Below are 7,676 nucleotides of genomic sequence, written 5' to 3' on the forward strand. Positions count from 1 at the left end.
GCCAGCTTAGTGCGCGCGGGCAGGCACGGCCAGCGCCTGCAACGCCTCCAGCAGGGCGCGCGGCTGTTCGGGGCTGAGCAGCAGCACGCTGTCGTCGCGCAGCGGCAGGTACAGCATGCGGCTGGCGTCAGTGATCAGGCAGAACGCCTTGCGCCCGCCGAGGCGGTAATGGCCTGACTGGAAGCCGGGCATGGCATAGCCATTGATCTTGTGGCTGGGTTTGAATTCATGGTGTTCGGCCAGATCGACAATCCGTGCCTTGTCCAGTTGCAGCAACGCAACGGGAACGCGACGCCGGTAGAAGGTGGACACGACCACCAGGTCGTCCCCCTCGAGGGAGATGCGGCGGCGGAAGAAGGCCCAGGTCAGTACGCCGGTGACCAGCAGCACGAAGGGCAGGGTGTAGCCGAGCTCCAGCGGGCTGCGCTGGCTGGACTGCAGCGTGGTGACGGTGACGACCGCCATGGCACCTGCCATCGGCACCCACAGCCACAGCAGGCGCCAGATCGGGACGGGAGCAACGGAAAATGCCGGCGGTGGAGTGGGTGCCCGGCTCATGGCTGCTCCTTGATCCAGGCGGCAACGTCGCCGATCAACGCCGTCGATACGGTACCGGGCACGCTGTACTCCTGCAGCGAGCCGGGGCCTTCGCCGGCGATGCCGAGATGGTTGAGTGCCGGGTAGAACTGGAAGCGCGTGTGTGGACGCTTCGGCAGCCCCTGCTGCCATCGCCTCCAGTCCGCCTCGACCACCTGGAAATCGCGGCCGCCCTGCAGCAGCAGGATCGGGCGCTTGAATGCCTTGGCATCGGCGACCGGGTCGACCTGCTCGAACGCGCGCCAGTAGCTGGCCGGCTGGCCCAGCGGTAGATCCTTCGCGGCCACCGGCGCCGTGCCGCGCGCGGCGGCGATCTGCGCGTCCAGGCGGTCGAGTGCGGCCTGTTCGTCGGTACTGATGCTGCCATCGAGGCTGAAGAGGTAGCGGTTCTGTTCCGGCAGCAGGGTCAGCAGCGAACGCGCCGGAGCCGACCACAGCACCAGCCCGGCGACCTTGCCCGAACGCGCGGCAATGCGTGGCGCGAGCATGCCGCCCTGGCTGTGGCCCATCACATAGATGTGGCGCGGATCAATGCCGGGCGTGTTGGCCAGCACGGCGACGGCGGCCACCGCGTCATCGGTGGTCTCATCGTCCATGGTGTATTCGCCGCTGAAATCCTGCGGCCGCGCACGTGTCCGCTTCTCATAGCGCAGCACGGCGATGCCCTGCGCGGCCAGGCCGCGGGCGACGTCCAGGAACGGGCGGTTGGCGCGGATGGTCTCGTTGCGGTCCTGCGGGCCGGAACCGTGCACCAGCACCACCGCGCGGAACGGGCCCGCGCCGTTGGGCAGCGCCAGCGTGGCCGGCAGCGGCCCCTTGCCGGCCACGATCTCCAGCTCGCGTTCGGAGTAGCTGGCCGCGGCCGGCGGCGGCGGAGCGGGTGCTGCAGCTGCCGGTTGCAGGAACAGGCCGGCAATGCGCCCCTGCGCATCCACGGCGATGGTGGCGTTGATGGCGCCGTTGGCGAACTGCAGCGGTTGCAGCACCACCTGCATGCCCTGCTGTTCGACCACCCGCGCCGGCCCTCGGCTGCGCAGGGCGCCCAGCGATTGCCATAACGCCTTCAGCGAGGCGGCGGGCGCGGCCTTGGCCATGTCGGGCGTGAACATCGCCTCGGCAGCGACCATGTCGCCCGCTTCCAGCCGATCCAGAAGTTGGCTGGCGGTCTGTTCGGGGGTGGCGGCGTTTGCCACCAGTGCCACCGACCACACCAGCACTGCGATCAGGAACCTGCGCAGTGTCTGCATCTCAGAGCTCCTTCTTGAAGACCAGCAGGGCCACGCCCATGGGCGTGGACACCAGCGTGTTCACCAGTTCCCAGCCGAGCTGGCCCTGGCGATTGAGTTCGGCCTGTATGTCCTCCGCCTTCAAGCCGGTCCACGTTGGTTTCACTTCAACGGTCAGGTAGCTCCAGCGCTTGCTCATTCCTTGCTCTCCGGATCAGGTGCGGGTTTGGGAAGGCGTCCAGCCTTGCGCAGTGCGTCGCGCAGCACGTACTCGATCTGCGCGTTGAGGCTGCGCAGTTCATCGTCGGCCCAGCGCTGCGCCGCTGCCAGCACATCGGCATTGATACGCAGCGGGTAGGCTTTCTTTTCGCTCATGCTCAGTACAACGAACCGGCGTTGACGATCGGCTGGGTGCCGCGGTCCGAGCACAGCACCGTGAGCAGGTTGCCGACCATCTGCGCCTTGCGTTCTTCATCGAGCTGCACCACGCCATTCTTCTGCAGTTCGAGCAGCGCCATTTCGACCATGCCCACCGCACCGGCAACAATGCGGGTGCGTGCGGCGATCACCGCGTTGGCCTGCTGGCGCTGCAGCATTGCCTGGGCGATCTCGGGCGCGTAGGCCAGGTGGCTGATGCGCGCATCGATGACCTGTACGCCCGCGTCGGCCAGACGCTCGGCCAGTTCGTCCTTGAGGTGCTGGGAGATCTCGGCGGCGTGGCTGCGCAGCGACAGTTGGCCTTCCTCGTGCTGGTCGTAGGGGTAGCTGGTGGCCATCGCGCGCAGCGCCGATTCGGACTGGATGTGCACGAAGCTCTCGTAGTCGTCCACGTTGTAGACGGCCTCGGAGGCGTCGACCACCTGCCAGACGATCACGGCGGCGATCTCGATCGGGCTGCCGTCCAGTTCGTTGACCTTGAGCTTGCCGCTCTCGAAGTTGCGCACGCGCTGGCTGACCTTCTTCTTGCTGAAGAACGGGTTGTTCCAGCGCAGGCCGTTGTCCTTGACGGTGCCGATGTACTTGCCGAACAGGCTCAGCACGGCGGCCTGGTTGGGCTGCACGGTGTACAGGCCGGTCAGGCTGAGCAGGGCGGCGAAGGCCAGCAGCAGGCTGCCAAGTATCAGCCACCCGTTCGGGTGGCCGGGTTGCACGCCCTGGATGAACAGCCACACCGCCACGGCCAGCAGGGCGAGAACCCCCAGCAGGAAGGGCAGGCCGGAGAGCGAGCGGACGGGCTTTTCTTTCATGGCGGGGCATCCTTTGCGGGGCGGGTTTTGAATAGTGATATCAAATTGATATCAAAACCGCAAGAGCCCGGGCGCTGACCCTTCGCAGCCACCCATGGGGTGGCTCTACAATGCCTGCCCCTGCTCTGTTGTCCGGAATATCGCCATGATCACGCTCGGCACCCCGCTGTCTCCTTCCGCCACCCGCGTCCTGCTGCTGGGCTCGGGCGAACTGGGCAAGGAGGTCGCTATCGAGCTGCAGCGGCTGGGCGTGGAGGTGATCGCCGCCGACCGCTATGCCAATGCCCCGGCCATGCAGGTGGCGCATCGTTCGCATGTGATCGACATGCTCGACGCGATGGCGCTCCGCGCGCTGATCGCGGAGGAAAAGCCGCACCTGATCGTGCCCGAGATCGAAGCCATCCACACCGAAACCCTGGTCCAGCTGGAGCAGGAAACCGGCCAGCGGGTGGTGCCGACAGCACGCGCCGCGCGCCTGACCATGGACCGCGAGGGCATTCGCCGGCTGGCGGCGGAAACGCTGGGCCTGCCGACCTCGCCGTACCGCTTCGTGGACACCGAGGCCGAATACCGTGCTGCGGTGGCGGCGATCGGCCTGCCGTGCGTGGTCAAGCCGGTGATGTCGTCCTCGGGCAAGGGCCAGAGCACGCTGCGCAGCGAGGCCGACATCGCGCCGGCGTGGGAGTACGCGCAGACCGGCGGCCGTGCCGGTGCCGGCCGCTGCATCGTGGAAGGCTTCATCGACTTCGATTACGAGATCACGCTGCTGACGGTGCGCCACGCCGCGGGCACCTCGTTCTGCGCGCCGATCGGGCATTGGCAGAAGGACGGCGACTACCGCGAAAGCTGGCAGCCGCAGCCGATGTCGCCGGCCGCGCTGGCGCGTGCCGAGGAGATATCTCAGGCGATCACCGACGACCTCGGTGGCTGGGGCCTGTTCGGGGTGGAGCTGTTCGTGAAGGGCGACGCGGTGTGGTTCAGTGAAGTCTCGCCGCGCCCGCATGACACCGGCCTGGTCACGCTGGCGTCGCAGGAACTGAGCGAATTCGCGCTGCATGCGCGTGCCATCCTGGGCCTGCCGATCCCGCTGATCCGCCAGAGCGGTCCGTCGGCGTCGTGCGCGATGCTGGCGCATGGCGAAGGCGTGCCGGTCTTCAGCAACGTGGAAGCGGCGCTGGTAAATCCGGATACCGCGCTGCGCCTGTTCGGGAAGCCGAGCGTGCACGGCCACCGCCGTGTGGGTGTGACGCTGGCGCGTGGCGCTGACGTTGATGAGGCACGCAGGATTGCGCGCGAGGCGGCTGAATTGATCGGGATCGAATTGCGCGCGTAAAGCTATGGCGTTTTGATTGTTACGTGTTGGGGCGACCGCCGGGTAGCCCCCGTAGGGACACGCCGTGAACCCATCCATGGGGGCTGCTAGAAAACTTGCGCGTGTACGCAATCCTGCGTACACGGCAAGGCCGGGGTTGGGCGTCCTGCCCAACCCGTCCGGCGCATGCGCCGGACCCATGTTTTCTAGCGTCCCTACGGGGGCTACCCGCCGGTCGCCCCCGATAGATCGCGCAGATCGGCTGGAAATGCCGGCAGGATCCACCACTGGCAGGGTTGGTCGTCAGACAACTGCCGTGAAAGCCTCAACGCCGGGTAACGCATTCAAATCATCGAAACGCTTTACCGCACGTCCACCCAGACCAGGTGGTGGTCGCTGCCATCGGCAATCTTTGCTTCCGGTGTTTCATTCGCCGGCCAGAACACGCCGCTGCCGATGTAGTTGAAGCCCACCGACGGCAGCACGTAGTCCAGCCGCATGGTGCCGGACTTCGGGCCGAAATCGCCGGTGGCGTGGAACGGTGCGCCGCGACGGACGATGCCCTTTTCGGCGTAGGCCAGGCTGGTCTGCTCGGCGCCCACGCTGCGCGGGGTCGGGTAGCGCAGCACGCGCGGGTTCTCGATCAGTTCGACAATCGCATCATGCCGCCCGTCGCCGTCCACGGGGTCGTTGTTGAGGTCGCCCAGGATCACGAAGCGCGCGTCCTGTGCCAGCCCGCCGCACGTGCCCTTGTCATCGCACAGCCACGGCTTCTCGCCACTCGACAGATATTCCTGCCACAGCCGCAGTTCATCGTGGTTGCGCGCCGCGTTGCGCTTTTCCGGGCCGTCGAATACCGGCGGGGTCGGGTGCGAGACCAGCGCGTGCACCACGCCGTTCGGGGTATTCACCGGCACGTCCCAATGCGACTTGGACGACAGCCGCAGCTGCGACCACACGTGGTCGTTGTAGAAGGACTTGCCGCTGCGCGGGTCGATCGGGCGCAGCGCGCCGGGCATGTTGCTCCACTTCAGCAGCTGGAAGCTGCGCACCTTGGCGGCGTCGATCGGGTAACGCGACAGCACCAGCATGCCGTACTGGCCCGGGTGCAGGCCGTAGCCCCACGCATCATTGCCACGGTTGCGGCCGTCGCCGCCGATCTGGCCGTTGTTGTCCAGGTCCAGCCCGCTCTGCACGCCGGTGTTGACCGGGGCCAGGTAGCGGTAGGCGAAGTGCAGCGGCTCGCCGCCGCCCGGCTGGGCGACTTCCAGGTAGCGCTGCTGGAACAGGTCGGCGGCGCGGTGGGCGTCGTCGAAGTCAAATTCGTTGAGCAGCACCAGGTCCGGGCGGACCTGCTGCAGCACGGCGGCGATCTTGCGCGCGTGGGCGCTGTCGCCTTCCAGTTCGGCGATCAGGCCGCCGGTCTCGTCGCTGTACAGCGAGGTGTTGTAGGTGGCGATCCGCAGCGGCGCGGAAGGGGCATCCGGCATGGCGGCGGTCTTGGTCGGGGTTTGGGCGCAGGCGCCGCAGAGCAGGGCCAGGGCAAGGATCAGGGGATGGGCTTTCATGCCGCTATTTTGCACGGGCGCGCATTGCAATGGCGGGTCAGATGCCGTCCAGGGCATCGTCGAAGTCGTGCCAGCGGCGGCCGTCGTAGGCCTCCAGCGGGCGGAACCGGCGCTTGTAGTCCATCTTGCGGTGGTTGCGGATCCAGTACCCCAGGTACAGGTGGGGCAGCTGCTCGCGCCGGGCCCAGGCGATCTGCTGCAGGATGGCGAAGGTGCCCAGCCCGCGATGCGCGTGGTCGGGGTCGAAGAAGGTGTACACGGCCGACAGCCCCTGCGGGGTGACGTCGGTGACCGCCACGGCGAGCAGGGGGCCGCGATGGCCGCCCTCGGACGGCCCGCGGATCTCCAGGAAGCGGCCCTGCGACCACTGGCCGATCAGGAACTGGTCGAATTCGTGCGGGCCGTGCTCGTCCATGCCGCCCTGGGCGTGGCGGTGGGTCAGGTAGCGGTGGTACAGGGCGAACTGCTCGTCGGTCTGTTCGGCGGCGACGATGCGCACTTCCAGGTCGGCGTTCTGCGCCAGGCAGCGCCGCTGGCTGCGGTCGGGCGCAAAGCGCGCCACCGGCACCCGCACGGACACGCAGGCGTGGCAGTTGGCGCAATGCGGGCGGTAGACCAGGTCGCCGGAGCGACGGAAGCCCCAGCTCAGCGCCATCGGGTACAGGGTGCCCAGCCGCGGGTCGTGCGGATCCAGGACGAGGTCGCGCGCGGCCCGTTCCGGCCAGTACCCGCAGGGATGGTCCCCGGTCTGGAACAGTCGCAGCTCGTCATCACGGTCGGTGTGGATCGCCATGGCCACAGCATAGCGCCGGGGCGTCGCAGCCGCCGCGACTGTCTGTCGGATGAACGCGGCCGGGCGCGCGGTCAACGCGACCGCCCCTGGTGCGTTTTCTCTCCCGTGGGTGCCAACGCACCGCACGAAGATTCCCCCCAAGAACCGGAGTGACCCATGCGCAACCGCAAACCCCTTCTGCTGCTGGCCCTGCTGATGACCACCGGCGCTGCCGGCCTGGCGGTGGCTGCCGATACCCCGGCCACGCCCGACAAGCCGGCCCGCGCGAAGCTGGACACGAACGGCGACGGTTTCATCGACCGCACCGAAGCCGCCAAGGCGCCGCGCCTGGCCGAGAAGTTCGACAGCCTGGACACCAACAAGGATGGCAAGCTCTCGCGCGACGAGCTGCAGCGCTGGCAGGGCAAGCGCCACGGGCGCGGTCCGGGCGCGATGCATGAGCGCATGGAAAAGCTGGACGTGAACAAGGACGGCCGGATCAGCCGCGAAGAGGCCAAGGCCGACCCGCGCCTGGCCGCCCGTTTCGATCAGCTGGACCTCAACAAGGACGGCTACCTGGACAAGGCCGACCGCGAGCTGGGCATGAAGCAGCATCGTGACGCGTGGTTCGCTGCTGCCGATACGAACAAGGACGGCCAGATCAGCAAGGCCGAGTTCGACGCGGCCAAGGGCCCGTTCGGTGGCCCGCGTGGTGGGCACGGTGGCGACAAGCCGCCGATGCCGCCGAAGGCGCGCTGAGGTAGAGCCGACGTAGAGCCGACGTAGAGCCGACTGTTAGTCGGCTGCTCTCCCGTCCGGCGTCATGATCCAGATACACAACCTAGGAGCGGCCGGGATAGACCCGCGGGCGTTTTTTTGTAAAATAAAACCCCCCGCCCCGGGCCAGGCCCCGCCCAATGCCCCCCACACCACAATTTTGACCACCAAAAAGGG

9 protein-coding genes are annotated in these 7,676 nt (G+C 67.6%); 2 read left to right on the forward strand and 7 right to left on the reverse strand.

From position 1 onward, the window contains the following. Positions 1–6: 6 nt before the first annotated feature. The 5 genes from ACOZHM_RS08290 to ACOZHM_RS08310 are packed head-to-tail and all read right to left on the reverse strand — an operon-like array spanning position 7 to position 3,070. Positions 7–558 carry a PH domain-containing protein gene (locus tag ACOZHM_RS08290; RefSeq protein ID WP_421568790.1) on the reverse strand — a complete coding sequence of 184 codons (552 nt, stop codon included), beginning with the start codon at positions 556–558 and terminating at the stop codon, positions 7–9. Further along, positions 555–1,844, reverse strand: a complete 1,290-nt coding sequence (locus ACOZHM_RS08295) for an alpha/beta fold hydrolase (protein WP_421568791.1) — start codon at positions 1,842–1,844, stop codon at positions 555–557. The genes ACOZHM_RS08290 and ACOZHM_RS08295 overlap by 4 nt, the downstream gene beginning before the upstream one ends. Position 1,845: 1 nt before the next feature. Further along, positions 1,846–2,022, reverse strand: a complete 177-nt coding sequence (locus ACOZHM_RS08300) for a DUF4177 domain-containing protein (RefSeq protein WP_421568792.1) — start codon at positions 2,020–2,022, stop codon at positions 1,846–1,848. Further along, the gene (locus tag ACOZHM_RS08305; RefSeq protein ID WP_070206839.1) at positions 2,019–2,198 is read right to left on the reverse strand and encodes an Arc family DNA binding domain-containing protein; all 180 of its coding nucleotides are present in this window, start codon (positions 2,196–2,198) and stop codon (positions 2,019–2,021) included. The genes ACOZHM_RS08300 and ACOZHM_RS08305 overlap by 4 nt, the downstream gene beginning before the upstream one ends. A 2-nt stretch (positions 2,199–2,200) precedes the next feature. Further along, on the reverse strand, positions 2,201–3,070 hold the full coding sequence (locus ACOZHM_RS08310) for an SPFH domain-containing protein (RefSeq protein ID WP_421568794.1): 870 nt from the start codon (positions 3,068–3,070) through the stop codon (positions 2,201–2,203). 145 nt (positions 3,071–3,215) lie between these two features. On the opposite strand from ACOZHM_RS08310, the gene purT reads away from it, so the two are divergent. After that, positions 3,216–4,403, forward strand: a complete 1,188-nt coding sequence (gene purT / locus ACOZHM_RS08315) for a formate-dependent phosphoribosylglycinamide formyltransferase (protein ID WP_421568796.1) — start codon at positions 3,216–3,218, stop codon at positions 4,401–4,403. Between the two features lie 341 nt (positions 4,404–4,744). Here purT and ACOZHM_RS08320 read toward each other — a convergent pair whose 3' ends face one another. Further along, the gene (locus tag ACOZHM_RS08320; RefSeq protein ID WP_421568797.1) at positions 4,745–6,007 is read right to left on the reverse strand and encodes an endonuclease/exonuclease/phosphatase family protein; all 1,263 of its coding nucleotides are present in this window, start codon (positions 6,005–6,007) and stop codon (positions 4,745–4,747) included. Continuing rightward, on the reverse strand, positions 5,988–6,743 hold the full coding sequence (locus ACOZHM_RS08325; RefSeq protein WP_421568799.1) for an arginyltransferase: 756 nt from the start codon (positions 6,741–6,743) through the stop codon (positions 5,988–5,990). Before ACOZHM_RS08325 ends, ACOZHM_RS08320 begins: the two co-directional genes overlap by 20 nt. 156 nt (positions 6,744–6,899) lie before the next feature. On the opposite strand from ACOZHM_RS08325, the gene ACOZHM_RS08330 reads away from it, so the two are divergent. Then, positions 6,900–7,481 carry an EF-hand domain-containing protein gene (locus ACOZHM_RS08330; RefSeq protein ID WP_421568800.1) on the forward strand — a complete coding sequence of 194 codons (582 nt, stop codon included), beginning with the start codon at positions 6,900–6,902 and terminating at the stop codon, positions 7,479–7,481. Positions 7,482–7,676: the final 195 nt, after the last annotated feature.

This window comes from Stenotrophomonas sp. PD6, from assembly GCF_049199305.1.
Taxonomy (GTDB): domain Bacteria; phylum Pseudomonadota; class Gammaproteobacteria; order Xanthomonadales; family Xanthomonadaceae; genus Stenotrophomonas.